Origin of the sequence: Herbaspirillum lusitanum, from assembly GCF_026127345.1 — a bacterium.
Taxonomy (GTDB): Bacteria; Pseudomonadota; Gammaproteobacteria; order Burkholderiales; family Burkholderiaceae_D; genus Herbaspirillum; species Herbaspirillum lusitanum.
This window is the reverse complement of record NZ_QXFG01000012.1, coordinates 244,563-270,245: the sequence shown is the minus strand read 5'-3', so window position 1 is coordinate 270,245 and position 25,683 is coordinate 244,563. Positions and strand designations below refer to the sequence as shown.

22 protein-coding genes are annotated in these 25,683 nt (G+C 61.1%); 11 read left to right on the top strand and 11 right to left on the bottom strand.

The window, feature by feature from the left end:
- Positions 1 to 163: 163 nt before the first annotated feature.
- The 5 genes from DXT88_RS18805 (at position 164) to DXT88_RS18785 (ending at position 8,781) form a co-directional block, all read left to right on the top strand.
- The gene (locus tag DXT88_RS18805; protein ID WP_265215564.1) at positions 164 to 4,345 is read left to right on the top strand and encodes a YhdP family protein; all 4,182 of its coding nucleotides are present in this window, start codon (positions 164 to 166) and stop codon (positions 4,343 to 4,345) included.
- 74 nt (positions 4,346 to 4,419) lie between these two features.
- Positions 4,420 to 5,226 (top strand): carbon-nitrogen hydrolase family protein, encoded by an 807-nt coding sequence (locus tag DXT88_RS18800; RefSeq protein WP_265215563.1) that lies wholly within the window; start codon positions 4,420 to 4,422, stop codon positions 5,224 to 5,226.
- Between the two features lie 36 nt (positions 5,227 to 5,262).
- Positions 5,263 to 6,723: a metalloprotease TldD gene (gene tldD / locus DXT88_RS18795; protein ID WP_016832944.1), complete on the top strand. Its 1,461-nt coding sequence runs from the start codon at positions 5,263 to 5,265 to the stop codon at positions 6,721 to 6,723.
- Between the two features lie 336 nt (positions 6,724 to 7,059).
- Positions 7,060 to 8,124 (top strand): 3-deoxy-7-phosphoheptulonate synthase AroG, encoded by a 1,065-nt coding sequence (aroG, locus tag DXT88_RS18790; RefSeq protein WP_016832943.1) that lies wholly within the window; start codon positions 7,060 to 7,062, stop codon positions 8,122 to 8,124.
- Between the two features lie 165 nt (positions 8,125 to 8,289).
- A complete protein-coding gene (locus tag DXT88_RS18785) occupies positions 8,290 to 8,781 on the top strand; it encodes a VOC family protein (protein ID WP_265215562.1) in 492 nt (163 codons plus the stop codon).
- Between the two features lie 81 nt (positions 8,782 to 8,862).
- Here the strand turns inward: DXT88_RS18785 and DXT88_RS18780 are convergent, their stop codons facing one another.
- Entirely contained in the window at positions 8,863 to 9,348 is a 486-nt protein-coding gene (locus tag DXT88_RS18780) for a YajQ family cyclic di-GMP-binding protein (RefSeq protein WP_016832941.1), read from the bottom strand.
- A 155-nt stretch (positions 9,349 to 9,503) separates the two neighbouring features.
- On the opposite strand from DXT88_RS18780, the gene murB reads away from it, so the two are divergent.
- Entirely contained in the window at positions 9,504 to 10,529 is a 1,026-nt protein-coding gene (gene murB / locus DXT88_RS18775; RefSeq protein WP_265215561.1) for a UDP-N-acetylmuramate dehydrogenase, read from the top strand.
- Positions 10,530 to 10,614: 85 nt separating this feature from the next.
- Here murB and ppnP read toward each other — a convergent pair whose 3' ends face one another.
- Genes ppnP through argF form a run of 4 tightly spaced genes read right to left on the bottom strand, consistent with a single transcriptional unit; the run spans position 10,615 to position 13,663 of the window.
- Positions 10,615 to 10,929: a pyrimidine/purine nucleoside phosphorylase gene (ppnP, locus tag DXT88_RS18770; RefSeq protein WP_265215560.1), complete on the bottom strand. Its 315-nt coding sequence runs from the start codon at positions 10,927 to 10,929 to the stop codon at positions 10,615 to 10,617.
- 31 nt (positions 10,930 to 10,960) lie between these two features.
- Positions 10,961 to 12,301 carry an argininosuccinate synthase gene (argG, locus tag DXT88_RS18765; protein WP_016832938.1) on the bottom strand — a complete coding sequence of 447 codons (1,341 nt, stop codon included), beginning with the start codon at positions 12,299 to 12,301 and terminating at the stop codon, positions 10,961 to 10,963.
- 52 nt (positions 12,302 to 12,353) lie between these two features.
- Entirely contained in the window at positions 12,354 to 12,752 is a 399-nt protein-coding gene (locus DXT88_RS18760; RefSeq protein ID WP_016832937.1) for a VOC family protein, read from the bottom strand.
- Positions 12,749 to 13,663: an ornithine carbamoyltransferase gene (argF, locus tag DXT88_RS18755; protein WP_016832936.1), complete on the bottom strand. Its 915-nt coding sequence runs from the start codon at positions 13,661 to 13,663 to the stop codon at positions 12,749 to 12,751. The genes DXT88_RS18760 and argF overlap by 4 nt, the downstream gene beginning before the upstream one ends.
- Positions 13,664 to 14,019: 356 nt before the next feature.
- Between argF and DXT88_RS18750 the strand changes: the two genes are divergently transcribed.
- On the top strand, positions 14,020 to 16,170 hold the full coding sequence (locus DXT88_RS18750) for a TonB-dependent receptor (protein ID WP_265215559.1): 2,151 nt from the start codon (positions 14,020 to 14,022) through the stop codon (positions 16,168 to 16,170).
- Between the two features lie 66 nt (positions 16,171 to 16,236).
- Here DXT88_RS18750 and rsgA read toward each other — a convergent pair whose 3' ends face one another.
- From rsgA to DXT88_RS18735, 3 genes are read right to left on the bottom strand one after another with little or no spacing between them, the layout of a single operon-like run.
- Positions 16,237 to 17,142 carry a ribosome small subunit-dependent GTPase A gene (rsgA, locus tag DXT88_RS18745; RefSeq protein ID WP_265215558.1) on the bottom strand — a complete coding sequence of 302 codons (906 nt, stop codon included), beginning with the start codon at positions 17,140 to 17,142 and terminating at the stop codon, positions 16,237 to 16,239.
- Positions 17,143 to 17,144: 2 nt separating this feature from the next.
- Positions 17,145 to 17,498: a 4a-hydroxytetrahydrobiopterin dehydratase gene (locus DXT88_RS18740; RefSeq protein ID WP_265215557.1), complete on the bottom strand. Its 354-nt coding sequence runs from the start codon at positions 17,496 to 17,498 to the stop codon at positions 17,145 to 17,147.
- Positions 17,499 to 17,508: 10 nt separating this feature from the next.
- The gene (locus DXT88_RS18735) at positions 17,509 to 18,783 is read right to left on the bottom strand and encodes a M48 family metallopeptidase (protein WP_265215556.1); all 1,275 of its coding nucleotides are present in this window, start codon (positions 18,781 to 18,783) and stop codon (positions 17,509 to 17,511) included.
- A gap of 113 nt (positions 18,784 to 18,896) precedes the next feature.
- On the opposite strand from DXT88_RS18735, the gene orn reads away from it, so the two are divergent.
- Both orn and DXT88_RS18725 read left to right on the top strand, forming a co-directional pair.
- Positions 18,897 to 19,487, top strand: coding sequence for an oligoribonuclease (orn, locus tag DXT88_RS18730; RefSeq protein ID WP_016832924.1), 591 nt, complete (start codon positions 18,897 to 18,899; stop codon positions 19,485 to 19,487).
- Between the two features lie 47 nt (positions 19,488 to 19,534).
- The gene (locus DXT88_RS18725; protein WP_265215555.1) at positions 19,535 to 20,296 is read left to right on the top strand and encodes a sulfite exporter TauE/SafE family protein; all 762 of its coding nucleotides are present in this window, start codon (positions 19,535 to 19,537) and stop codon (positions 20,294 to 20,296) included.
- Between the two features lie 33 nt (positions 20,297 to 20,329).
- Here the strand turns inward: DXT88_RS18725 and DXT88_RS18720 are convergent, their stop codons facing one another.
- Positions 20,330 to 21,022 carry a UPF0149 family protein gene (locus DXT88_RS18720; RefSeq protein ID WP_016833244.1) on the bottom strand — a complete coding sequence of 231 codons (693 nt, stop codon included), beginning with the start codon at positions 21,020 to 21,022 and terminating at the stop codon, positions 20,330 to 20,332.
- A 99-nt stretch (positions 21,023 to 21,121) separates the two neighbouring features.
- On the opposite strand from DXT88_RS18720, the gene DXT88_RS18715 reads away from it, so the two are divergent.
- Together DXT88_RS18715 and DXT88_RS18710 are read left to right on the top strand one after the other, a co-directional pair.
- The gene (locus DXT88_RS18715; RefSeq protein ID WP_029363213.1) at positions 21,122 to 22,117 is read left to right on the top strand and encodes a serine/threonine protein kinase; all 996 of its coding nucleotides are present in this window, start codon (positions 21,122 to 21,124) and stop codon (positions 22,115 to 22,117) included.
- Between the two features lie 25 nt (positions 22,118 to 22,142).
- Positions 22,143 to 22,724 carry a DNA-3-methyladenine glycosylase I gene (locus tag DXT88_RS18710; protein ID WP_265215554.1) on the top strand — a complete coding sequence of 194 codons (582 nt, stop codon included), beginning with the start codon at positions 22,143 to 22,145 and terminating at the stop codon, positions 22,722 to 22,724.
- Between the two features lie 87 nt (positions 22,725 to 22,811).
- Here the strand turns inward: DXT88_RS18710 and DXT88_RS18705 are convergent, their stop codons facing one another.
- Both DXT88_RS18705 and namA read right to left on the bottom strand, forming a co-directional pair.
- A complete protein-coding gene (locus DXT88_RS18705) occupies positions 22,812 to 24,245 on the bottom strand; it encodes an NAD-dependent succinate-semialdehyde dehydrogenase (RefSeq protein ID WP_265215553.1) in 1,434 nt (477 codons plus the stop codon).
- A gap of 165 nt (positions 24,246 to 24,410) precedes the next feature.
- Positions 24,411 to 25,526 (bottom strand): NADPH dehydrogenase NamA, encoded by a 1,116-nt coding sequence (namA, locus tag DXT88_RS18700; RefSeq protein WP_265215552.1) that lies wholly within the window; start codon positions 25,524 to 25,526, stop codon positions 24,411 to 24,413.
- Positions 25,527 to 25,683 lie beyond the last annotated feature (157 nt).

Sequence of the window (25,683 nt, the reverse complement as noted above, 5' to 3'; positions counted from 1 at the left end):
ATTGTCAGGATATCGGGTTGGATACGAGGTTAAAGATGGTAAAGCCGGGGTTTTCCTCCACGAAAACGGGCCTCCGTCCTCTAGGTCAAACCACGCTTCCATGCGATGATGCCGGGCTACGACGTTTGTTTCATTCTACCGTGAGTTTTTCCTCTTGCCCCTGATGTCCGAAGACCAAAACGACGCTATCCCGCCGACCAGCCGTCGCGCTGCCGCCTGGCGTACCGCGTGGGGTGGGGTCAGAGGCGCCTATTGCCATCTGGGCAGCGCCACGCGTCGCGTCATCGGGTTCGTCTTCAAGCTGCTGGTGCTGGCCTATTTCTTGTTCTGCGCGCTGTTCCTGACGCTGCGCTACGGCATCCTGCCCGAGATCGACAGCTACAAGGGCGACATCGAAAAGATCGCCACGCGCGCCGTCGGTCGTCCGGTCACCATTGCCGACATCGACGCTTCCTGGCGCGGATTGCGGCCGCAGCTGGAACTGAGTGAAGTCGTGATCCACGACAGCGCCGGACAGGCCGCGCTGACCTTGCCCAAGGTCAGCGCCACGCTGTCCTGGACCACGGTGCTGGTCGGCGAGCTGCGTTTCGACAACCTGACCATCCTGCGGCCCGATTTGTCGGTGCTGCGCGACGCCGACGGCAAGTTCTTCGTCGCCGGCCTGCCGGCCTCCAGCGGCAAGGACAACAGCGCCGGCGCCGACTGGTTGCTGTCGCAACGCGAAGTGGTGATCCGCGACGGCAAAGTCCGCTGGCGCGACGACAAGCGCGGCGCGCCCGAGCTGGCGCTCGACAAGGTCGACCTGGTGCTGCATAACCAGTGGCGCTTGCACCAGATGGCGCTGAAGGCGACGCCGCCGGCCGACTATGCCGCGCCGCTCGATGTGCGCGCAAATTTTTACCACCCCAGTTTCGCCAGCAAAATCTCCGACGTGACGCGTTGGAAGGGCACCCTGTACGCCGACGTGAGCAACACCGACCTGGCCGTCTGGAAGGCCTACGTCGACTATCCGCTGGAACTGAACCAGGGCCGCGGCTCGGTGCGCGCCTGGCTGGACCTGGATCACAACAAGATCGCCAACTTCACCGCCGACCTCAGCCTGACCAATCTGTCGGCGCGGCTGGATAAAAAACTTGAACCGCTGCAATTGGCGCGCGTCAGCGGCCGGGTGTCCGGCAGCGAAATCTACGCGCCCGACCTGCAGGACGGCATTCCGACTTTCGGCGCCAACGGCCACAAGCTGACGCTGAGCAATTTCTCCCTGGAGACCGACGACGGCTTCGCGCTGCCGCCGACCACGATTTCCGAAGTATTCGAACCGGCCACGCGCTTCCGTCCTGAAAAGATGACGGTGGAAGCGCAACTGCTCGATCTCGCGATTCTTTCCGACCTCGGCAGCCGCCTGCCGCTGACGCCGTCGCAGCACAAGCTGCTGGTCGACCTGGCGCCGCACGGCCAGCTCAAGGATTTTTCGGTGCAATGGGAAGGCAGCTATCCTGACGTGCGCGCCTATCGCCTCCGCGGCGCTTTCAGCGGCCTCGGCATGCAGCCGCAGGCCGCCCGTCTGGCCCAGCCCAAGACTGCGACGCAAGCCGCGCGCGCCGGGGCGCCGGCGATCCCCGGCTTTGCCAATCTGGATGGACAGATCGACGCCACCGAGCGCGGCGGCAAACTGAGCCTGGCGTCGCAGGATGTCGCGCTGCAACTGCCGGCCTTGTTCGCCGACGCCGCCATGCCGTTCGACAAGCTGAACCTGCAAAGCCATTGGGAAATCCAGAAGAACGAAATCCTGCAGTTCCACATCGACAATCTCGAATTCGCGCAGGACAGCGCGGCCGGCACGCTCAGCGGCACCCACACGCTGCCGCTGCAAGGCAAGTCGCCCGGCGTCATCGACCTGAAAGCAAAATTGTCGCGCTTCGATCTGCAGAAGCTGTCGCGCTACCTGCCGTTGCACACCGCCAAGCCTGCGATGGACTGGATCAGCGGGGCACTGCTCGACGGTCAGGCGACGGATGTCGACATCGTCGCGCGCGGCGACCTGGCCGACTTCCCGTTCCGCAACGTCAAGCCGGGCAGCAAGAATCCTGGTGAATTCAAGGTCTCCGGCAAGTTCGACAAGCTCAAGATCAACTATGCGCCGTCGCACACCGGCAAGGACGGCAAGTCGCCGGAGTGGCCGCTGCTGGAAGACGTCAGGGGCAGCATCACGATCGACCGCACGCGACTGGAAATTGCGGCCGACTCCGGCAAGACCCACGGCGTCGCCGTGTCAGACGTGAAAGCCGTCATTCCCGATTTGCTGAATGCCGAATCGTCGCTGGAAATCGACGGCAACGCCGCCGGCGCGATGCCGGACTTCCTGCGCTATGTGAAGGACAGTCCGGTGGCGCACTGGATCGGCAATTTCACCGAAGACAGCCAGTCCACCGGCAACGCCAAACTGCAATTGAAGTTCCAGTTGCCGCTGCATCACATGATCGACGCCAAGGTCGACGGCGCACTGCAATTCCTCAACAACGACGTCGCGCTGCTGGCCGGACTGCCGACCATCTACCGTACCAACGGCAAGCTCGAGTTCAATGAAAAGGGCTTCAACCTGAACGGCCTCAAGGGCGTGTTCCTCAATGAGCCGATCACGGCGGCGGGCGGCACCCAGCGTGACGGCACTACGCTGGTCAAGGTCGACGGCGCCATCACCGCCGATGGCCTGCGCAAGGCCTACAGCGAACCCGTGCTGCAGCGTTTGCTGGGTCGTCTGAACGGCGCCTCGCGCTATACCGCGACCATTGCCGTGCGCCAGCATTTGCCGGAAATCACCATCGAATCCAGCCTGCAAGGCATGGCGGTGGACTTGCCGGCGCCGATGCAAAAGGCCGCCGGCGAAAGCTGGCCGCTGAAGTTTGAAATCATCGGCATGCCGTCCGTCGATCCCTTGCTCCAGCGCGATGAAATCAAACTGTCGCTCGGGTCGGTGTTGGCTGCGCGCTATCAGCGCCAGAAGGTGCTTGGAAAAGCCGACTGGCAGGTGCTGAGCGGCGGCATCGGCTTCGGCCAGGCGGCGCCGCAACCGGACAGCGGCCTGGCGATTTATGCCAGTGCAAAATCGATCAACATCGATCAGTGGGTGAGTTTCCGCGCCGCCATGCTGAAGCAGGCCGACGGCAGCGAAGGCGCTCCCGATCCGGGCCTGAGCGCCTATCTCGAACCGGATGTGATCGCCGGGCGCACCAGCGAATTGCTGCTGATGGGCAAGAAGCTCGACAACGTCGTGCTGGGCGCCTCGCATCAGAACAAAGCCTGGCAGGTGAACATTTCTTCCGACCAGGCCACCGGCTACGCCACCTGGAGCGAGTCGGGCAGCGGTCGCGGACTGGGCCGCGTCACGGCCCGCCTGGCCACGCTGAACATCCAGAAGGGCGCCGGCACCGATCCTGCCGACCTGCTGGAAAATAACGCCGATGCAGCCGACAATACCAACGCCAACAGCGCCAGCCGCATTCCGGCGCTCGACATCGTGGCGGAAGACTTCCGCCTGTTCGGCAAGAAGCTCGGCCGCCTCGAACTCAACGCCCACAACGTGCGCGTCAGCGTCGGCAACGAATGGCGCATCAACAAGCTCACGCTGATCAATCCCGATGCCGAGCTGCGCGCCGCCGGCAACTGGATGGCGTTCGGTCGCAACAATACCTCCAACCTGACCTATGCGCTGGACATCAGCGATGCCGGCAAGCTGCTGGAGCGCTTCGGTTTCGTCGGCGTGGTGCGCGGCGGCAAGGGACAGCTCGACGGCGATGTCAGCTGGAAGGGTTTGCCGTATTCGCTGGATATTCCGAGCCTGAGCGGGCAGCTCCACATGGACATGCATTCGGGGCAATTCCTCAAGGTCGATCCGGGCGCGGCCAAGCTGCTCGGCGTGCTCAACTTGCAAGCCTTGCCACGTCGGCTGGCGCTGGATTTTCGCGATGTATTTTCCGAGGGCTTTGCTTTCGACAATATCGTCGGCACCGCGTCGATTGCACAGGGCATCGCCACCACCGACAATCTCAAGATGACCGGCGTGGCGGCATCGGTGCTGATGAACGGTTCCGCCGACATCGCCAAGGAAACCCAGAACCTGCATCTGGTGGTGATTCCCGAGGTCAACCTCGGCACGGCGTCGCTGGTGGCGTTGGCGATCAATCCGGTGGTCGGGGTCGGCACTTACCTGGCGCAACTGTTCCTGCGCAACCCGCTGATGAAGACGCTGACCTTTGAATATAATGTAACCGGGTCCTGGAGCGACCCGCTGGTCGTCAAGCAGGAACGCAGCGCAGACGCCAACAGCAAACCTGCCGCCAAATAATATCCATACAATATTCACTAGGCGTCCCCGAGTTATGCCGTGTTCCGGCGCAACCGAATTCCAGCGAGGCTGACATGAACGAAACGTACAAGGTCGCGGCGATACAGATGGTGTCGACGCCCGAGGTCGAAGAGAATTTCGCCGCTGCGCGCCGGCTGGTCGGACAAGCCGCAGGGCAGGGCGCGCAACTGGTGCTGTTGCCGGAATACTGGCCCATCATGGGCATGCACGAAAAAGCCAAGCTCGCGCATGCCGAGCAGACCGATGTCGGCAAGATCCAGGATTTCATGATGGCGCTGGCGAGCGAGTTCAAGGTCTGGCTGATCGGCGGCACCCTGCCGATGGCCTCCGATGAAGCCGACAAGGTGCTCAACACGACGATGGTCTACGACCCCGCCGGCCGCCGCGTGGCGCGCTACGACAAGATCCACCTGTTCAGTTTCGTGCGCGGCGAAGAGGCTTATGACGAAGCGCGCACCATCGTCTTCGGCAACGAAGTGGGCGGCTTCACCGCGCCGTTCGGCAAGGTCGGCCTGTCGATCTGCTACGACCTGCGTTTTCCCGAGCTGTACCGCGCCATGGGGGACTGCGCGCTGATCGTGGTGCCGGCGGCATTCACCCACACCACCGGCCAGGCGCATTGGGAAACCCTGCTGCGCGCGCGCGCAATCGAGAACCAGTGCTACATCCTGGCGTCGGCGCAAGGCGGCAAGCACGTCAACGGTCGCCGCACCTGGGGCCACAGCATGCTGATCGACCCGTGGGGCGAAATCGTCAGCGTGCTGCCGGAAGGCGAAGGCCTTGTTATCGGCGACATCGACCCCCATCGTCTACAATACGTACGTGAAAGCCTGCCTGCGCTCAGGCACCGCAAGCTCTGAGCGTCAATAAGTTGCTGTAAATTAAATAAATCATTCATGAAAACATTCGAACCCAATCTCAGCGCGCTCGGTATTGCACGCGATGTCCTGCTCACGCCGTTCGGCCTGGACGAAGCCAAGTTGCTGAAAACACTGGGCACCATGTTTACGCACAAGGTCGATTACGCCGACCTGTATTTCCAGTTCACCAAGAGCGAGGGCTGGAGCCTGGAAGAGGGCATCGTCAAGACCGGCAGCTTCTCCATCGACCAGGGCGTGGGCGTGCGTGCCGTGTCGGGCGACAAGACGGCGTTCTCGTATTCGGATGAAATTTCGGAATCCATCCTGCTCGATGCCGCTGCGGCAACCCGCACCATCGGTCGCCAGGGCGCAGGCCGCGTCAAGATCGCCGGCAGCATGCAGCCCAACGGCGGCCGTTCGCTGTACCTGCCGCACGATCCGCTGACTTCGCTGGACGCCACCGCCAAGGTCAATCTGCTGGAACGCATCGAACGCATCGCCCGCGCCAAGGATCCACGCGTCGTGCAAGTCATGGCCAGCCTGGCCGGAGAATACGACGTCGTGCTGGTGGCGCGCAGCGACGGCATCATCGCCGCCGACATCCGCCCGCTGGTGCGTGTGTCGATCACCGTCATCGCCGAACAGAACGGTCGCCGAGAAATGGGCAGCAGCGGCGGCGGCGGTCGCTACAGCTATGCTTACTTCAGCGACGAGCTGCTGGAAAAATACGCCTCCGAAGCGGTTTCCACCGCCTTGGTCAACCTCGACGCGCGTCCCGCGCCGGCTGGTCCGATGACCGTCGTTCTGGGACCGGGCTGGCCCGGCATTCTGTTGCACGAAGCCATCGGCCACGGCCTCGAAGGCGACTTCAATCGCAAGGGCTCGAGCACCTTTTCCGGCCGCATCGGCGAGCGCGTCGCCGCCAAGGGCGTCACCGTGGTGGATGACGGCACCATCGCCGATCGCCGCGGTTCGCTCAACATCGACGACGAAGGCAATCCGACCCAATGCACCACGCTGATCGAAGACGGCATCCTGAAGGGCTACATCCAGGACACCATGAACGCGCGCCTGATGAAGATGCCGGTGACCGGCAATGCCCGCCGCGAATCGTTTGCGCATCTGCCGATGCCGCGCATGACCAACACCTACATGCTGGCCGGCGACAAGGATCCGGCAGAAATCCTCGCCTCGGTGAAGAACGGTTTGTATGCCGTCAACTTCGGCGGCGGCCAGGTCGACATCACCAACGGCAAGTTCGTCTTCTCGGCCAGCGAAGCCTACATGATCGAAAACGGCAAGATTTCCTACCCGGTCAAAGGCGCCACGCTGATCGGCAACGGTCCTGACGTGCTGAACCGCGTTTCCCTGATCGGCAACGACATGAAGCTCGATTCCGGCGTCGGCGTATGCGGTAAAGAAGGCCAGAGCGTGCCGGTCGGCGTCGGTCAGCCGACCTTGCGCATTGATGGCGTCACGGTGGGCGGTACGGCATAAATTGTGCGTTGGAGGCATTGGGTGACGGTTTAAATGCAAGAAAACGTCATTCAATGCGGTTTTTGTGAAAAATTAATGACTGGTGTTGCCAAAACCGGAAAATTGTTGCATTATCGTTTTCTGTTGTAATTAACGACTATTCGCATAGAACACAATGTCTTTCGCCCGCGCTTACTTCTTTTATTTTTACTTTAGCTATTCCAGCCCCACGGCGGTGAAAAGCGGTAAGCGTTCGTAAGTAGAGACCAAACCGAATTTCTAAAAAACCGCCAGTGATGGCGGTTTTTTTTTTACCCATTCGAATTCATCCAATTCAGATTGCAATCAGGAGAAAAAATGCCGCGCACCGACGATCTACGTATCCGAGAAATGAAAGAACTGACACCCCCATCGCATCTGATCCGTGAATTCGGCGGCAGCGAAAAAGTCGAGAGCACGACGGCTGAATGCCGTACCGCCTTGCATCGCATCCTGCACGGCCAGGACGATCGCGTCATGGTCGTAATCGGCCCTTGTTCGATCCACGACACCAAGGCCGCGATGGAGTACGCGCGCCGCCTGGTGGTCGAGCGCGAGCGCTTCAAGGGCGAGCTGGAAATCGTCATGCGCGTCTACTTCGAAAAGCCGCGCACCACGGTCGGCTGGAAGGGCCTGATCAACGATCCCTACATGGACAACAGCTTCCGCATCAACGACGGCCTGCGCACCGCGCGCGAGCTGTTGCTGAACATCAACGAGCTGGGCCTGCCGGCCGGCACCGAGTTCCTCGACGTGATCAGCCCGCAATACATCGCCGACCTGATCAGCTGGGGCGCCATCGGTGCACGCACCACCGAATCGCAAGTGCATCGCGAACTGGCTTCGGGCCTGTCGTGCCCGGTCGGGTTCAAGAATGGCACCGACGGCAACATCAAGATTGCCGTCGATGCGATCAAGGCCGCATCGCAGCCTCACCATTTTCTGTCGGTCACCAAGGGCGGCCACTCGGCCATCGTCTCGACCGCCGGCAATGAGGATTGCCACATCATCCTGCGCGGCGGCAAGACGCCGAACTACGATGCCGCCAGCGTGGAAGCAGCCTGCCAGGACATCGCCAAGAGCGGTCTGGCGGCGCGCCTGATGATCGATGCCTCGCACGCCAACAGCTCGAAGAAGCCGGAGAACCAGATCCCGGTCTGCGCCGATATCGCCGGCCAGATAGCCGGCGGCGATTCGCGCATCGTCGGCGTGATGGTCGAGTCGAACCTGGTTGCCGGTCGCCAGGACCTGGTGCCGGGCAAGGAACTGACCTATGGCCAGTCCGTGACCGACGGCTGCATCGACTGGGAAGAAAGCCTGGGCGTGCTGCAAGGTCTGGCGGATGCGGTCAGGCAACGTCGTCTGATCGGCGACAAGGAGTAAGCTCGGCGCGTTGATGAGCTGTGCTTGCAAGCAGAACAGGAAGCCCCGCATGTCGGGGCTTTTTTTCATTTCGGCACTGCATCTCGGCTTGGCTTTCCATCAACTTGATTTTTGAGATGCAGGGTGCACAATGAGCGTCCCGATTTCATCAAAAAGGAGACAAGCATGGCCACTTCTTCTCAAGTCAAGGCGATCCCCGATGGCATGCATGCGCTGACGCCGCATCTCGTTTGCGCCGGCGCCGCGCAAGCCATCGAATTTTACAAACAGGCTTTCGGCGCCGTTGAACTGGCGCGGCTGCCGGGGCCGGGCGGCAAGCTCATGCACGCGCTGGTGCGCATCGGCGATTCCTCGTTGATGCTGGTCGACGAAATGCCTGAGTGGGGCTCGCGCGGTCCGCTGATGCTGGGCGGTTCGCCGGTCACCATCCATCTCTATGTGGAAGACGCTGATGCCGTGTTCGCGCAGGCGCAGTCTGCCGGCGCCAAGGTGACGATGCCGCTGGCCGATATGTTCTGGGGCGACCGCTACGGCCAGCTCGAAGACCCGTTCGGCCATCGCTGGTCGGTGGCCACCCATCAGCGCGACCTGTCGCCGGCCGAGATCAAGGAAGGGATGGAAAAGATGAGCAAGGAGCAGAAGATGCAGTGCGGCTGATTGCGCGGGGAAGCACACTGCAATAAAAAACGCCGGCACATCATGATGTGCCGGCGTTTTTATTCGTCCTGACAATAAACGTCAGTCGCGGAAGTTGTTGAATTCCAGCGGCAGATCCTTGATCTCCTTGCGCAGCATCGCCATGGCGGCTTGCAGGTCGTCGCGCTTGGCGCCGGTCACGCGCACGGCGTCGCCCTGGATGCTGGCCTGCACCTTCATCTTGCTGTCCTTGATGACGCGCACGATCTTCTTCGCATCTTCGGTCTCTATGCCGTTCTTGACCTTGATCACCTGCTTGACCTTGTCGCCGCCGATTTTCTCGATCTTGCCGTGGTCGAGGAAACGCACGTCGACATTGCGCTTGGTCATCTTGTTGGTCAGCACGTCGCGCACCTGGCCGAGCTGGAATTCGGAGTCGGCGTAAGCGGTCAGGTCGCGTTCCTTTTGTTCGACGCGGGCGTCGCTGCCCTTGAAGTCGAAGCGGGTGGTGATTTCCTTGTTGGATTGCTCGACGGCATTCTTGACTTCAACCAGATTGGCTTCGGAGACGGTATCAAACGATGGCATGGCGATTTCCTTTATGTCCTGTGGGTGCGCGCAAAGCGAAGATAAGGTGCTTGCACCCGAAAGACGTGATTTTAACGGACAACCGGGATTGCGGCTACGCCCGCGCCGTTCCTGGAGGTGGACTCAACACCCCGACACGCTATAATCCTGCGCTTATGTTTCCCATTCCAGTTCAGCGCGATTTCTCCCTGCGCCATCTCAATACCTTCGGCATCGACGCCAAGGCCGCCGTTTATTTGCCGGTCGACGACGTCGATACCTTGCTCGCGGTAAAAAACGACAAGGAGTTGTCGATGTTGCCGCGTTTGGTCCTCGGTGGCGGCAGCAATCTGCTGCTGACGCAGGACTTTGCCGGGCTGGTGCTGCACATGCGCGGCGCCGGCAGGCGTATCGTCAACGAGGATGAAGATTTCGTCTACGTGACGGCGGCGGCGGGGGAGAATTGGCATCGTTTCGTGCAATGGTCGCTGGACCTCGGCCTGGGCGGACTGGAGAACCTGTCCCTGATCCCCGGCAGCGTCGGCGCGGCGCCGATCCAGAATATCGGCGCTTACGGCGTTGAAGTGAAAGATCGTTTCCACAGCCTGACGGCTTTCGATTTCATCGACGGCAAGACCTTCACGCTGGATAACGCGGCGTGCCGGTTTGCTTACCGCGACAGCATCTTCAAACAGGAATTGCGCGACCGCGCGGTGGTGCTCGACGTGACGTTTGCCTTACCCAAGCAATGGCAAGCCAACATGAATTATGCCGACGTCATGCAGGAATTGTCGCTGCGACAAATCACCGTCCCGTCGCCGCGCGATATTGCCGGCGCAGTGATTGCGATTCGCACGCGCAAGCTGCCGGATCCGGCGCAGATCGGCAACGCCGGCAGCTTCTTCAAGAACCCCATTGTGCCGGCGCAACAGCGCGAATCCTTGCTGGCGCAACATCCGCAACTGGTGAGCTACGTCCAGCCCGACGGCGGATACAAGCTGGCTGCCGGCTGGCTGATCGATCAGTGCGGCTGGAAGGGCAGGTCGCTGGGGGCGGCGGGCGTGTATGAAAAACAGGCGCTGGTGCTGGTCAACAAAGGCGGCGCCAGCGGCAGGGAAATCGCCGCGCTGGCGCAGGCGATCCAGGCGGATGTACAGACCAAATTCGGCGTGAAGCTGGAACCGGAGCCGGTGTTCATCTGATCCTTCCGGCGCTCGCACAATCGACACGCAAATAAAAACGCGGCCAGGTTTCCCCGGCCGCGTTTTTTATTGCAGAGCAGCTTGATCAGCCGAAATGGCAGACGTAATCCACAGTCTCCGTCACTTCGATCTCGAAGCTGGAGTCGCCCGGGACGTTGAAGCTGGTGCCGGCTGCGTAGGTCTTCCAGGCGTCTTCGCCCTTCAGGCGGACGTTGCAGCTGCCGCCGTTGATTTCCATGATTTCCGGCGCGCCGGTGTTGAATACCAGCGAGGACGGCAGGATCACGCCCAGCGTCTTCTTGGTGCCGTCAGCAAAAATCACGGTGTGCGAAACGCACTTGCCGTCGAAATAAACATTGCCCTTTTTCAGGACGGTAACGTTGTCGAATTGAGTCGTCATGTTGTCTGGTTTTCGTTGATTGGTTGCGTGATTACTTTGCGTTCTTGTCTTTTTCCAGCAGCGGCAGCGACACCGCATTGCTGGTCGCCAGCAGACCGGTGCTTTGGTAGATCGCCAGCTTCTGACGCGTGTCGATGATGTCGAGGTTGCGCATGGTCAATTGGCCGATACGGTCTTGCGGCGTGAAGGCGCCTTCGCCCTTTTCCATGGTCAGGCGTTCCGGCTGGTAAGTCAGGTTGGCCGACTCGGTGTTGAGGATCGAGTAGTCGTTGCCGCGGCGCAGTTCGACGGTGACTTCGCCGGTGATGGCGCGTGCGACCCAGCGTTGTGCGGTTTCGCGCAGCATGATGGCCTGCGAATCGAACCAGCGGCCTTGATACAGCAGGCGGCCGAGCTTGCGGCCGTTGTCGCGGTATTGCTCGATGGTGTCTTCGTTGTGGATGCCGGTGATCAGGCGCTCGTAGGCGATGAACAACAGGGCCAGGCCCGGCGCTTCATAGATGCCGCGGCTCTTGGCTTCGATGATGCGGTTTTCGATCTGGTCGCTCATGCCGAGGCCGTGACGGCCGCCGATGCGGTTGGCTTCCAGGATCAGGTCGGTCATGTTGTCGAAGGTCTTGCCGTTCAGCGCGACCGGACGGCCTTCTTCGAAGCGCACGGTGACTTCTTCCGCCTTGACGGCGACGTCGTCGCGCCAGAACGCCACACCCATGATCGGTTGCACGATCTTGATGCCGCTGTTGAGGAATTCCAGGTCTTTCGCTTCGTGCGTCGCGCCGAGCATGTTGGAGTCGGTCGAGTAGGCCTTCTCCACCGACATCTTGTAGTCGAAGCCGGACTTGATCATGAACTCGGACATTTCCTTGCGGCCGCCCAGTTCGTCGATGAAGGTGTTGTCCAGCCATGGCTTGTAGATGCGCAGGTTGGGGTTGACCAACAGGCCGTAGCGGTAGAAACGCTCGATGTCGTTGCCCTTGAAGGTGCTGCCGTCGCCCCAGATGTCGACGTTGTCTTCGCGCATCGCGGCGACCAGCATGGTGCCGGTGACGGCGCGACCCAGCGGCGTGGTGTTGAAGTAAGTCACGCCGGCGGTCGAGATGTGGAAAGCGCCGCTTTGCAGCGCGGCGATGCCTTCGTTGGCCAGTTGTTCGCGGCAATCGATCAGTCGCGCCAGTTCCGCGCCGTACTGCAATGCCTTCTTCGGAATGGCGTCGTAGTCAGGCTCGTCCGGTTGACCCAGGTTGGCGGTATAAGCGTAAGGAACGGCGCCTTTCTGGCGCATCCAGGTCAGCGCGGCGCTGGTATCGAGGCCGCCGGAGAAGGCGATGCCGACTTTTTCGTTGACCGGAACGGATTGCAGGATGTTGGACATGATGTTCGTAGTGGCTAGTGATGACGGATGGAGTGAATTTACTTGCGCGTAATTATGCCGCGTCGTGGCAGACAACTTCGATGTTGTGCCCGTCCGGATCGCGGACGAAGGCGCTGTAGTAATCAGGATGGTAATGCGCGCGGATGCCGGGAGCGCCGTTGTCCTTGCCACCGGCCTGCAGGGCCGCCCGGTAAAACGCATCCACTGCGCTGCGGGTGTTCACGCGAAAGGCGAAATGCAGCGTCGGGCTGTGCGCCGGCTTGTCGGCAGTGGCGCGCGCCAGCCAGAAATCGGGTTTGGGCGCTTCGCCGAAACCAGCAACGTCGGTGCCGCCGGTGATCGAAGCGGCCAACTCCATCAGCAAGGTGTAGCCAATGGACGCGAATGCCTGCGTATAAAACGCCTTGCTGCGGTCGTAATCCGTAGGTGTAAAGCCGGTATGGTCGATCATGCCACTTTCCCCAGGACGAGATATTCGAGCAAGGCCTTTTGCACGTGCAAGCGGTTTTCGGCTTCTTCCCAGACTACGGATTGAGGGCCGTCGATGACTTCGGCGGCGACTTCCTCGCCGCGGTGCGCCGGCAGGCAATGCATGAACAAGGCGTCCTTGCGTGCACGCGCCATCTTGGCCTGATCGACGATCCAGCCGTCGAAGGCTTTCAGGCGGGCGGCGTTTTCGTCTTCGTAGCCCATGCTGGTCCAGACGTCGGTCGTGACCAGATCGGCGTCCTGGCAGGCGTCGGCGGGATTGGCGAAGAAGGTGTAGCGTTGGTGGCCGGGGCTGACCAGCTTCTGGTCGATGTCGTAACCCTTGGGCGTCGAGACATTGACGTGGAAGCCGAAGACTTCGGCGGCTTGCAGCCAGGAATACAGCATGTTGTTGGCGTCGCCGATCCAGGCCACGACCTTGTCCCGGATCGAACCGCGCTGCTCGATGTAGGTGAACACATCGGCAAGCACTTGGCAGGGATGGTGTTCGTTGGTCAGGCCATTGATGACCGGCACGCGCGAATAGGCGGCGAAGCGGTCGATGATTTCCTGGCCGAAGGTGCGGATCATGATGACGTCGCACATGCGCGACATCACCTGTGCGGCGTCTTCGATCGGCTCGCCGCGGCCGAGCTGGCTGTCGCGGGTGTTGAGGTAGATCGCCGCGCCGCCGAGCTGGTGCATGCCGGCTTCGAAGGACAGGCGGGTGCGTGTGGAATTCTTTTCGAAGACCATGACCAGCGTGCGATCGGCCAGCGAATGATGCGGCTCGTAGTTTTTGAATTTGCGTTTAATCACACGCGACCGTTCGATCACGTACTCATACTCATCAAGCGTAAAGTCGGAAAACTGCAGGTAGTGTTTGATTGCCATAAATAAAAACGGCGGCCAGTGGGCGCCTGCCGCCGATTGTTGTAACTGCTTCAATTATAAGGGATTCGGGCTAAAAAGATACCCAAAAGCAGGCTTGTCGAGGGCGGGATGACAGTGTGCCGCGGAAAGGGGGGACTGAGAGGCATGTCGGCGGTTGTCCGGGAATGGGATCTCGATTGTGCAAATTTAATTGTCATTTTGATATTTATTGAAATCAATTCCAGTTGGCATTTTCAGATTCACGACGAGATGATCGGTACTCAGCGATTTTCTCAGGATTTTCGCATTTGTTGAGAATTGTTCTCAACATAAGTCATTAGACTGCGCCTCTTTCAAAGACCAGTCGAGTGATCAACATGCCTTTTTTTCCTGTCCGTCGCGGCGCACGCCTCCGGCCCCTTGCCATCGCCATTTGTTCCATCGCTTCCTCCTTTGATTACGCTTATGCGGCCGATGGCTCCGAGAGAGAAGCCGTCGATTTGCCCGCCATCGAGATTCGCAGCAAGCGCAGCCACTACGATCCGCGTCCGGCTTCCGTCAATACCGCCACCAGGACCGACACCGACTTGCGCGACGTGCCGCAGACCGTCAACAGCATCAAGGTGGAAGACGTCGTCTCCTATGGCGGGCAGACCCTGGCCGATGCGCTCAGCGGCGTGCCGGGTATCTCCAACACTTCCGATACGCGCTTCGATTCATTCCGCATCCGCGGCTTTGCCGGCGCGGGAGACGTGTTCCTCGACGGTGTGCGCGACGACGCGCAATACGTGCGCAGCCTCGGCAACATCGAACGCGTGGAAGTGCTCAAGGGCCCGGCTGCCGTCTTGTACGGACGCGGTAGCGGCGGCGGGGTGATCAACCGCATCAGCAAGCAGCCGGGCCATGATGTGCAAAGCAGCGTCAGGCTGAACACCGGCAGCTATGGCCGCATCGGCGCGGCGGCCGACGTCAACCAGGTGTTGTCCGAAGAATGGGCCATGCGCATCAATGCCGGGCGCGACCATGCCGGCAGTTTCCGTAACGGCGTCGACACCACCCGGCAGTATCTGGCGCCGTCGATCAAGTGGGACAACCAGCGCACCAGCTGGCTGCTGCAGCTCGAGCAAAGCGAATTCGAACGCGTGCCCGATCGCGGTATGCCGGCTGGCCGGGGCGCCAACGGCACGTACTTTTTGCCGCCGGCGCCGCAATCCACGACCTATGGCGCGCTCGGCCGCGACTTCATCAAGGACACCAGCACTTACGTCCGCTCGACCTTCGAGCACAAGCTTGAGGCGCAATGGAAAATCCGCAACGTCCTCAGCCTGCTCAATCTGGACAGCCGTTTTGACAACACCTTCGCGGGCGGCCTGACCGGCGCCGGCAACAGCGGGGTGACGCGGTCGCGCTGGCAACAGGATCTGCAGCATCGCAACTGGCAAAGCAATCTGGAACTGGAAGGCAAGCTCGATGCCGGCAGCATGCAGCATCAGTTGCTGCTCGGCGCCGAATACAGCAATGAAAATCGTCATCCGCGCTTGTGGCGCGCGAATGCCTCGACGGTGTCGCTGACGGCGCCCGGCAATCGTCCGGACAACGGCGCCGTTCCGGTCATCAATACGGACAGCGTGCACCGGGCACGCGGCTATGCGCTATACGCGCAGGACCAGCTCACGCTCTCGCCGCAGTGGCAACTGCTGGCCGGTCTGCGCTGGGATCATTTCGAAGCGGACTCGCTGAGCCTGCTCAACAACGGCCGCGCGCGGCGAACCACGGCGGCGCTCAATCCGCGCCTGGGCGTGGTGTGGTCGCCGCTGGCGGCGCATAGCTTCTATGCGTCGTACAGCAAGAACTTCATTCCATCCGGCGGCGCTGATACGATCAGTCTCAGCACGGCGGGGAACACCGGCAGCAACGTCAACGCGCTCGATCCGCAATTCAGCCGGCAACTGGAATTTGGCGTCAAGAGCGACTGGTTCGACAAGAGGATCAGCACTACGCTGGCCGTATTCCAGCTCGATCTGTACAACCGCCGTACCCAGGTTTCCGCGAGCCCCGACTTGTTCGTGCTGACCGGACTGGAGCGCAACCGCGGCATCGAGCTGAGCGTCAACGGACAACTGGCGACGGACTGGTTCATTCGCAGCGGCTTCAGCGTGCAGAACGCGCGCATCGTTGAAGCGAAGTCGTGCGCGGCCTGCGGCGCCAGCGTGCAAGGCAAGCGTTCGGCCGGTGTTTCCAGCGCCAACGGCAGTGTGTTCGTCGGCTATGCGCCGGTGCAGGGCTTCTTCGCGGAAGCGGGCGTGATCTATGAAGGTTCGCGCTATGTCGACGTCGCCAACCGGCTCGATCTGCCTGCTTACACGCGCTGGGACGCCAAGGCCGGTTACCGTTTTCCCAAAGTTGAACTTACCCTGGCCGTCACCAACCTGAGCAACCGCAGCTATTACCCGACCTCGACCGGCTTGTCGCAGATCATGCCGGGCGCACCGCGCAGCGCCTTGCTGAGTGCGGCCTACAAGTTCTGATCGTCGTTGCGCACAATAAAAAACCGCTCGGGATTGAGCGGTTTTTTTACGTTGCGATGATCGCAATCAATACAGCTTCTGCGACGACTCATGCAGCAATTGCACGTACAACTGATGCCGCATGCGCGCAATCTCGCCGCTTTCCACTGCTGCCAGCACCGCACAAGCGGGCTCGCTCAGGTGATGGCAGTTGTAGAACTTGCAGTGGCCGAGATGCGGAGCGAATTCGCGGAAGGCGCGCTCCAGCATGCCTTCGCTCAACTGATACAGGCCGAACTCCTGAAAACCCGGTGAATCGATGATCGCCGTATCGTCCGTCATCACATACAGCCGCGTGAAGGTGGTGGTGTGCTTGCCGGTGTCGAGTGCGGCGGAGATTTCGCGCACGGCGATGTCGGCATCCGGCACGATCAGGTTGATGATCGATGATTTCCCCATGCCGGATTGGCCGATCAGGATCGTGGTCTGGCCTTGCAGCAAGGGCATGATGGTGGCGTGGGTCGCCTCGGGTTGCGCCGTTGCCGAGACTTCGTGGATCGGATAGCCCAGCTTGCGATAGACCTCAAGCCGTTCGCGCGTCCTCGGCAACGCAGCGACGATGTCGGTCTTGTTGAGGACGATGTGAGCGTCGACGCCGGCTGATTCCGCCGCCACCAGCGCGCGCGAAATCAGGTCATCCGTGAACCCCGGTTCCGTCGCCACCACGATGAACAGTTGCGTGACGTTGGAAGCCAGCAGTTTCGATTTGTATTGGTCGGAGCGATACAGCAGCGTCTTGCGCTCGTCGATGGATTCGATGACGGCCTGATTCGCCGAGGTGCGTTTGAGGTTGACCTTGTCGCCCACCGCGACGTCGCTTTTCTTGCCGCGGGTGACGCATTGCAGTTTTTCTTCGTCGACTTGCGCCAGATAATGACGGCCATGCGCAGCGATGATGGTGCCGATTTCGGTGGTGTTTTTACTTGCAGCCATACTCAGGAAAACGTCTGGTGGAAAATCGCATCCACCTTGGCGGCGCAGATGAAATCGTTGATCGACAAGCCGCCGCGTCCTTCGTTGACGCTGTGCGTGTCGAACTTGGCCACGCAACGGTTGTAGGTCACGACCAGTTCCGGATGATGGTCTTCGGCGTGGATGACGTAGGCGATCGCATTCACGAACGCCAGCGTCTCATGGTAATCCTCGAAGGAAAACGCCTTGACCAGTTTGCCTTGTTCCAGCGTCCAGCCCGGCACCAGCGGCAGGTATTGCTGGATGTCGGCATCGTCGAAGGCGACGACCTGATGCTGGCTCTTTTGCGTCAGCAGGGTTTGGGTTGTCAGTGTCATGGTGTGCTCCTCAGTGTGCCGCGTTCAGTTTGTCGTGCAGTTTTCCTATCCGCAGCGAGGCGGGAGGATGCGAATCGTAGAACGCGGAATGCAGCGGATCCGGCGTCAGCGTGGAGGCATTGTCCTCGTACAGTTTGACCAGCGCCGAGACCAGGTCTTGCGCATTGGTGTGCTGGGCGGCGAAAGCATCGGCTTCGAACTCGTGCTTGCGCGACGACAGCGACGACAACGGCGACAGCAGGAAGGTGAAAATCGGCAGCGCCAGCATGAACAGGATCAGCGCCATCGCATCGTTGTTGCCGAACAGCAGCGGGTTCACGCCCAGGCCGGTGTAGAACCAAGCCTGGCCCTTGAGATAACCCAGCAGCGCCAGGAACGCCAGCGAAATCGCGAACATCACGCTGATGCGCTTGACGATGTGCTTGAGCTTGAAATGGCCCAGTTCATGCGCCAGCACCGCTTCGATTTCGTGCGGCGCCAGGCGCGCCAGCAGCGTGTCGAAAAACACGATGCGCTTGCCCGCGCCGAAGCCGGAGAAATAAGCGTTGCCGTGCGCGCTGCGCTTGGAGCCGTCCATCACGAACAAGCCCTTGGACGCGAAGCCGACGCGCTGCATCAGACTCTCGATGCGCGCCCGCAAGCTGTCGTCGTCGAGCGGCGTGAACTTGTTGAACAGCGGTGCGATCACGGTCGGATACAGCACCAGCATCAGCAGCTGGAAGCCGCTCCACACCAGCCATGCGTAAAACCACCACAGCGCCCCGGCCTGGTCCATCAGCAGCAGGATCACCCACAGCAGCGGCAGGCCGATGGCGGCGCCGATCAGGCCGGTCTTGACGGCGTCGACGAAGAACAGTGCGCGCGTCATCTTGTTGAAACCGAAATACGCTTCCAGCACGAACTGGCGGTAATAGTCGAACGGCAAATCGATCAGGCCGGAGATCACCGCGAAGGAGCCGATCAGGCACAACTGGTAAACCATGCCGGGGCCGTCCAGCCATTGCAGCAACAGGGTCGACAGCAGTTGCAGTCCGCCCAGCAAAGTAAAACCGATCAGGACGGCGGCATTCACCAGCAGCGCAAGGATGCCGAACTTGGTGCGCGCGACGGTGTAATCGGCGGCTTTCTGATGCGCCGCGAGCGGGATTTTTTCGGCGAATTCAGCCGGCACTGCACTGCGGTGCGCCAGTACATGGCGGATGTGGCGCGAGCTGAGCCAGAACCGGACAAGCAGCGTCACCAGCAGAAAACCGACAAACAAAACTGAAAACGTGAGTGAATACATTCTTTCCCTGTGCGAAAATGGCGGACATCAAGACCGCTCAAAAAATTCGATGAAAATGGCGAATCGAATGGGGTGAGCGGCCGATTCAAGCAGAATATGAAGAAAGAACAATTATGTCACAAGCCACCGACACCAACGCCGCTCCTTATGCGATCCCAGCCCGTCCAAACGAGTTCAACCTGATCTGGGTCGATATGGAAATGACCGGCCTTGATCCCGACAACGACCGCATCATCGAAGTTGCCGTTGTGGTAACGGATCCCGAACTCAACGTGCTGGCCGAAGGTCCGGTGTTCGCAATTCACCAGTCCGATGAGATCCTCGACGGCATGGACGCCTGGAACAAGGGCACGCACGGCCGTTCCGGCCTGATCGAGCGCGTCAAGGCCTCGACCGTGACCGAAGAAGAAGCCTCGGCGGCGCTGATCGCCTTCCTCAAGCCTTTCGTGCCGGTGGGCAAGTCGCCGATGTGCGGCAATTCGATTTGCCAGGATCGTCGCTTCATGGCGCGCGGCATGCCCAAGCTGGAAGCCTTCTTCCACTATCGCAACCTCGACGTGTCTACGCTCAAGGAACTGTGCCGGCGCTGGAAGCCTGAGCTGGCAAGCGGTTTCAAGAAGCATCAGAAGCACACGGCGCTGGCCGACATCATCGAATCGATCGAAGAACTGAAGTATTACCGCGAGCATTTCATCAAGGAGTAATTCCTGATGACCATGCCGACGACGGGATTGCGGCCGGGGGCCTTGCCTTGATCCAGGATCCGCTGTTCTACGCAGCGGCGATCCCCGCAGTGCTGATCGTCGGCATTTCCAAGTCCGGGCTGGGCGGCGGCTCGCTCGGCATCCTCTCCATTCCCATCCTGTCGCTGGTTGCCTCGCCCTCGGTCGGCGCGGCAATCATGCTGCCCTTGCTGATCGCCATGGACATCATGGGCCTGATCACGTTCCGCGGCAAAGGCGACCTGCGCAATCTGCGCATCCTGATTCCCGCTGCGCTGGTCGGCATCGCCATCGGCGCGCTGACCTTCCGTTTCACCTCCGACGCCATGCTGCGCGGCCTGATCGGCATGCTGTCGATCGGTTTCGTGGTGCAGCGTCTGCTCGGCCGCGGCCGCGTATTGCAGCCGACTTCGCCCAGTGTCGCGCGCGGATCGGTGTGGGGAACCATGTCCGGCTTCACCAGCTTCATCGCCAACGCGGGTGGGCCGCCGTTCGTGATTTATCTTGCGCCTCAGCAACTCGACAAGCTGGTCTTCGTCGGCACCTCGGTGATTTTCTTTTCGGTCATCAATGCGGTGAAAGTCGTGCCGTTCGTACTGCTGGGCTTGTTCGACACGCGCAACCTGACCACCTCGCTGGCCTTGCTGCCGCTGGCGCCGGTCGGGTATTGGCTGGGGTTGAAATTGCTGATGAAGGTGGATCAGGTGCGCTTCTACCAGATCACCATTGCGGCCTTGTTCGTGGCAGGCTGCAAGCTGCTGTGGGATGCCGCCGGGGCCTCTCTGGGATAAGTAAGATGAAGCCCCGGCTTTAAAACGAGTTGCTTAAGCCTTGTCGGCGCCGCAGCACTTCTTGTACTTCTTGCCGCTGCCGCACGGACAGTCGTCATTGCGGCCGGCCTTGGGGCCGTCGCGGCGCACGGTTTCCACCGCCGACTTGCGATGCGGCAGCCAGTACTTGTAGATGTGCGGGATGGCCGATTCCACTTCCACTGCCAGCTTGTGCGTCTTGACCGGATCTTCAACCAGGGCGATTTCTTCCTCTTCCAGTTCATCCGAACCGAGCAGGTAAATCGGACGCATCAGTTCGGCCAGATTGGAATGGAAAATCGGATCCCATTCCTTGGCGCGCATCTGGATGCCTTCCCAGAATCCCCATGACCAGGCTTCGCCGTCGAGCAGGCTCTTGCCTTCGTGTTCGCGTTCGCAGAACAGCGGTTCGTATTCCTTGGGCGCCACTTCCAGCGTGATGGCGATTTCGTTCATCGAGCGCGCGATCAGGCCGGTGATGCGTTCGGCTTCTTTCGGGTTCTTGAACTTGGGCGTGTCCTCCGGCTTGCTGCCCCAGACGCGCGGCAGCCATTCGGCCATGAGGATTTCCTGCGGGCCGATCACCAGTGCGGTGAGGAAGCCGTGCAGCGTATCCATGGTCATGGCGTCTTCCGCGCAGCGGTCGGACAGCAGGAAATCGTCGAGTTCGTCGAACTCTTCGTCGGAGAGAGGTTGGTCAAGTTGCATGGTGCGCGTCCGTGTTGCGAATAAAACCGCAGTTTAATTCCATTCGGCTGCGGAGGCGAGGATTACCGCTGCGCTCCCCGGGCACGTACAATGGCGGCCATGACCGATTCCACCACCGTATTCAACTTCGCCGGGCTGTCGCCGGACACCGTGCTCGATGCACTCGACAGCGTCGGCCTGTACGGCGACGGTCGCCTGCTGGCGCTCAACAGCTATGAGAATCGGGTCTATCAGGTCGGCATGGAAGAGGGGCCGCCGCTGGTGGCGAAGTTCTACCGGCCGCAGCGCTGGAGCGATGAAGCGATCCTCGAAGAGCACGCTTTCGTCAGTGAACTGGTCGAGCAGGAAATCCCGGTCGTGCCGGCGATGCTGCTGCCCAATGGCCGCAGCCTGCAGGAATTCCAGGGCTTCCGCTTTGCCGCCTTCACTCGCCACGGCGGCCGCGCGCCCGAGCTCGACAACCCCGATACGCTGGAATGGCTGGGCCGTTTCATCGGCCGCATCCACGCGGTCGGCATGCAGCGTCCCTTCACTCATCGCCCCGCGCTGAACATCGCCACCTTCGGCGAAGAACCGCGTGACTATCTGCTGGCCAATGATTTCATCCCGATGGATGTGCTGGCTTCATACAAGAGCACCGTCGATCTGGCGCTGGACGGCGTGCGCCGCTGCTTCGACCGCGCCGGCGACATCAAACAATTGAGATTGCATGGCGACTGTCACGTCGGCAACGTCTTGTGGACCGACGCCGGTCCGCATTTCGTCGACTTCGACGATAGCCGCAGCGGTCCTGCGATCCAGGATTTGTGGATGCTGTTGTCAGGCGAGCGCGGCGAGATGGTGCGCCAGCTGTCCGACCTGCTGGCCGGCTATGAGAGCTTCTGCGAATTCGAGCAGCGCGAGTTGTACCTGATCGAAGCGCTGCGCACGCTGCGTTTGATCCATTATTCGGCATGGCTGGCGCGGCGCTGGGAAGATCCGGCGTTCCCGCAAGCCTTCCCGTGGTTCAACACGCAGCGTTACTGGCAGGACAGGATTCTGGAATTGCGCGAGCAGATCGCGCTGATGGATGAACCGCCTTTATGGCCTTTGTGATTCTTGGAAAATATGTGAGGAAGCAATGAGCGTACAACGCTGCGCCTGGGTCAATCTGGCCAACCCGCGCTACGTGACTTACCACGACGAAGAATGGGGCGTGCCTTGCCACGACGAGACGCGCCTGTTTGAAATGCTCAACCTGGAAGGCGCGCAAGCCGGCCTGAGCTGGGAGACCGTGCTCAACAAGCGCGAGACTTACCGCGCCGCCTTCGATCAATGGAATCCGGAAAAGATCGCGCGCTACACCGACGCCAAGGTGGCCAAACTGCTGGCCGATCCGGGCATCGTCCGCAATCGCCTGAAGGTTGCCGCGACCATCACCAACGCGCAGAGTTATCTGCGCCTGCGCGACGAAGTCGGCGGCCTTGCTCCCTTTCTCTGGGCGTATGTGGACGGCAAGCCGATTCGCAACAAATGGAAAAATCTGAGTGATGCACCGGCCAAGACGGCGCTGTCGGATCAGGTGTCCAAAGACCTGCTCAAGCGCGGCTTCAAGTTCGTCGGGTCGACCATCATCTATGCCTACCTGCAAGGCATCGGCATCATTGACGATCATGTCGTCGACTGCCACTGCCACGGTCGCAAACACAAGCAGCCCAAGTAATTTCGCCAATATCAACGTATAGGCACGCAATGAAAAAACCCGCGCTCCTTTGAAGAGCGCGGGTTTTTTTGTCGCCGTACGAAGTGCTTACACGTCCAGCTGCGAAACGAACTTGGTGTTGACGTAAGCTTCGATCGCCTCGGTGCCGCCTTCGGAACCGTAGCCGCTGTCCTTGATGCCGCCGAACGGGACTTCCGGCAAAGCAAGGCCCAGATGGTTGATGGTGATCATGCCGCTTTCGACGCGCGAGGACAGTGCATGTTTGGTCTGCGCCGACTTGGCGTAGGCATAGGCAGCCAGGCCGAACGGCAGGCGGTTGGCTTCGGCGATTACTTCGTCGAGCGTGTCGAACGAGTTGATCAGCGCCAGCGGGCCGAACGGCTCTTCATTCATCGCGCGTGCCGACAACGGCACGTTGGTCAGCACGGTCGGCTCGAAGAAATAACCCTTGTCGCCCACGCGCTTGCCGCCGAAGCGCAGTTGCGCGCCTTGTTCCACCGCATCGCTGATCAGTGCTTCCAGCGCCGGGATGCGGCGCTTGTTGGCCACCGGGCCCATGGTGGTGCCGGCAACTGTACCATCGCCGACCTTGAGCAGGCTGGCTGCGGTGATGAACTTGTCGACGAAGGCTTCGAATACGTTCTTTTGCACCAGGAAACGGGTCGGCGACACGCACACCTGGCCGGCGTTGCGGAACTTGGCCATCGCCAGTTGCTTGGCGGCGGCGTCGATGTCGGCATCGTCGAACACGATGGCCGGGGCGTGGCCGCCCAGTTCCATGGTGGCGCGCTTCATGTGCGTGCCGGCCAGTGCAGCCAGTTGCTTGCCGACCGGGGTCGAGCCGGTGAAGGAAATCTTCTTGATGATCGGGTGCGGGATCAGGTATTCGGAGATTTCCGACGGCACGCCGTAGACCAGGTTGACCACGCCGTCAGGGATGCCGGCATCGGCAAACGCGCGGATCAGTTCGGCCGGCGAGGCCGGGGTTTCTTCCGGCGCCTTGACGATGATCGAGCAGCCGGCAGCCAGCGCGGCGGACAGCTTGCGCACGACCTGGTTGAGCGGGAAGTTCCACGGCGTGAACGCGGCGACCGGGCCGACCGGCTCCTTGATCACCATTTGATAGGCGTTCGGCACGCGTGCCGGCACCAGGCGGCCATAGGTGCGGCGCGCTTCTTCGGCGAACCAGTCGATGGTGTCGGCGGCGCCGAGGGTTTCGGCCTTGGCTTCGGCCAGCGGTTTGCCTTGTTCCAGCGTCATCAGCAGCGCCACTTCATCGGCGCGCTCGCGCAGGATGTTGGCGGCCTTGCGCATGATCTTGGAGCGCTCGAAAGCGGACACCTTGCGCCAGGTGTCAAAGCCCTTTTGCGCGGAAGCCAGCGCGGCGTCGAGGTCTTGCTTGTTGGCGTGGGCAATGTGGCCGATGACTTCTTCGGTGGCCGGATTGACGACCGCAATGGTGCGGTCGGAAACGCTGGCGGTCCAGCGACCGTCGATGAAGAGTTGGACGTCTTTGTACATGGATATCTCTTTGCAGATCGGGTGGGTGAAAGGTATGGGCTGAAGCAGTGCAGCGGCTTGAATTCACAGCCGGCGACGGCGCAATGCGGAAATGAAAAGGCAGGCGTCATTTATACCACGCCATCAAAAACCGCGCCGGCCATGCAGGCCGGCGCGGGCGACCACTCAATCCAGATCGCTGTAGTCGACGTTCTCGCGCAGCGGCGTCTTGCTCGACGCAGCGCGCACGTACTGCGGCGGCCAGGCGACGTTTTCCTTGAGCTCGTCGGCGGCATGCAGCGGCCAGTACGGATCGCGCAACAGTTCGCGCGCCAGCAGCACGAGGTCGGCTTGCTCGGTGCGCAATACGTGTTCGGCCTGGGTGGCGTCGGTGATCATGCCGACCGTGCCGGTGGCAATCTTCGCTTCATTGCGCACGCGTGCGGAGAAGGCGGTCTGGTAGCCGGGGCCGGTGGGGATCGCGGCGGTGGCGACATTGCCGCCGCTGGAGACATCCACCAGATCGACGCCGGCGTCACGCAGCAGGCGCGAAACGGCGACGATGTCGTCCGGCGTCAGGCCGCCTTCGGTCCAGTCGGTGGCCGAGACGCGCACGAACAGCGGCAGGTCGGCCGGCCACACCTTGCGCACGGCGGCGACCACTTCCAGCAGGAAACGCGCGCGGTTTTCCAGTGCGCCGCCGTATTGATCGGTGCGGTGGTTGCTCAACGGCGACAGGAATTCATGCAGCAGGTAACCGTGCGCGGCATGCACTTCGACCACCTTGAAGCCGGCCTTGAGCGCGCGCTGGGCAGCGTCCGCAAATGCCTGCACGCGTTCGGCGATGGCGGCGACGCTCAACTCGACCGGCGGCTTGAAGGTGGCGTCGAACGGCAGCGCCGATGGACCGACGGTTTCCCAGCCGCCTTCCGCGGCCGGCACGGTGCCGGCCTTGCCTGCCCACGGACGCCATGCGCTGGCCTTGCGACCGGCATGCGCCAGCTGGATGCCGGCGAACGAGCCCTGGGTTTCGATGAAACGCGTGAGGCGTTGCAGCGGTTCGATGTGTTCGTCCTTCCAGATGCCGACGTCTTCCGGCGTGATGCGGCCTTCGGCCAGCACGCCGGCGGCTTCCACGATCACCAGCCCGGCGCCGCCGACGGCGCGGCTGCCCAGGTGAACCAGATGCCAGTCATTGACGAAGCCATCTTGTGAGGAGTACTGGCACATCGGCGAGACGACAATGCGGTTGGGCAGGGTCAGTCCGCGCAAGGTGAACGGAGAAAACAGTTTGCTGCTCATCGGAAACTCCTGGTTGTGCGCGACGCGCCGGTGATGAAGGGGCGTCTTCGCGGATTCGGGAAAGTACGGAAGGCGGTTGTTGCCTGAAACCGAAAGTCTATTTTATTTTTTGAAACCGCGTGCGAGGACGCCGGATGCAGGAGTGCTGCCGGCAACC

Coding starts and splice junctions, on each gene's coding strand:
- DXT88_RS18735 (WP_265215556.1), bottom strand. CDS start 18,783: ATGTATTCACTCACGTTTTCAGTTTTGTTTGTCGGTTTTCTGCTGGTG.
- murB (WP_265215561.1), top strand. CDS start 9,504: ATGTTTCCCATTCCAGTTCAGCGCGATTTCTCCCTGCGCCATCTCAAT.
- DXT88_RS18710 (WP_265215554.1), top strand. CDS start 22,143: ATGAGCGTACAACGCTGCGCCTGGGTCAATCTGGCCAACCCGCGCTAC.
- DXT88_RS18740 (WP_265215557.1), bottom strand. CDS start 17,498: ATGACACTGACAACCCAAACCCTGCTGACGCAAAAGAGCCAGCATCAG.
- ppnP (WP_265215560.1), bottom strand. CDS start 10,929: ATGACGACTCAATTCGACAACGTTACCGTCCTGAAAAAGGGCAATGTT.
- orn (WP_016832924.1), top strand. CDS start 18,897: ATGTCACAAGCCACCGACACCAACGCCGCTCCTTATGCGATCCCAGCC.
- tldD (WP_016832944.1), top strand. CDS start 5,263: ATGAAAACATTCGAACCCAATCTCAGCGCGCTCGGTATTGCACGCGAT.
- DXT88_RS18760 (WP_016832937.1), bottom strand. CDS start 12,752: ATGATCGACCATACCGGCTTTACACCTACGGATTACGACCGCAGCAAG.
- namA (WP_265215552.1), bottom strand. CDS start 25,526: ATGAGCAGCAAACTGTTTTCTCCGTTCACCTTGCGCGGACTGACCCTG.
- aroG (WP_016832943.1), top strand. CDS start 7,060: ATGCCGCGCACCGACGATCTACGTATCCGAGAAATGAAAGAACTGACA.
- DXT88_RS18750 (WP_265215559.1), top strand. CDS start 14,020: ATGCCTTTTTTTCCTGTCCGTCGCGGCGCACGCCTCCGGCCCCTTGCC.
- rsgA (WP_265215558.1), bottom strand. CDS start 17,142: ATGGCTGCAAGTAAAAACACCACCGAAATCGGCACCATCATCGCTGCG.
- DXT88_RS18705 (WP_265215553.1), bottom strand. CDS start 24,245: ATGTACAAAGACGTCCAACTCTTCATCGACGGTCGCTGGACCGCCAGC.
- DXT88_RS18805 (WP_265215564.1), top strand. CDS start 164: ATGTCCGAAGACCAAAACGACGCTATCCCGCCGACCAGCCGTCGCGCT.
- argF (WP_016832936.1), bottom strand. CDS start 13,663: ATGGCAATCAAACACTACCTGCAGTTTTCCGACTTTACGCTTGATGAG.
- DXT88_RS18715 (WP_029363213.1), top strand. CDS start 21,122: ATGACCGATTCCACCACCGTATTCAACTTCGCCGGGCTGTCGCCGGAC.
- DXT88_RS18780 (WP_016832941.1), bottom strand. CDS start 9,348: ATGCCATCGTTTGATACCGTCTCCGAAGCCAATCTGGTTGAAGTCAAG.
- DXT88_RS18720 (WP_016833244.1), bottom strand. CDS start 21,022: ATGCAACTTGACCAACCTCTCTCCGACGAAGAGTTCGACGAACTCGAC.
- DXT88_RS18800 (WP_265215563.1), top strand. CDS start 4,420: ATGAACGAAACGTACAAGGTCGCGGCGATACAGATGGTGTCGACGCCC.
- DXT88_RS18785 (WP_265215562.1), top strand. CDS start 8,290: ATGGCCACTTCTTCTCAAGTCAAGGCGATCCCCGATGGCATGCATGCG.
- argG (WP_016832938.1), bottom strand. CDS start 12,301: ATGTCCAACATCCTGCAATCCGTTCCGGTCAACGAAAAAGTCGGCATC.